Source organism: Pseudomonas sp. 32_A (assembly GCF_017490905.1).
GTDB classification, from domain to species: domain Bacteria; phylum Pseudomonadota; class Gammaproteobacteria; order Pseudomonadales; family Pseudomonadaceae; genus Aquipseudomonas; species Aquipseudomonas inefficax.
In genome coordinates, this window is record NZ_JAFGYI010000437.1 from 1 (window position 1) to 266 (window position 266).

General features: G+C 48.9%; 1 rRNA gene. It reads left to right on the top strand.

The window, feature by feature from the left end:
- Positions 1–111 (top strand): 23S ribosomal RNA (locus J5M58_RS27370); the annotation flags it as partial.
- Between the last annotated feature and the right edge of the window lie 155 nt (positions 112–266).

Below are 266 nucleotides of genomic sequence, written 5' to 3' on the forward strand. Positions count from 1 at the left end.
ATCTTGAATCCCCTAAAGGGCCGTCGAAGACTACGACGTTGATAGGTTGGGTGTGTAAGCGCTGTGAGGCGTTGAGCTAACCAATACTAATTGCCCGTGAGGCTTGACCATATAACACCCAAGCAATTTGCTAGCGCGAATTGCGGTGGTGAAGACGAAACGAACCGAAAGTTCGCACTGCTCACAAAAGCACCACAAATATCGCATATCCGAATTCGCTGGGCTGTCCATCTGGACATTCTGGCAACAGAATTTCTTGACGACCA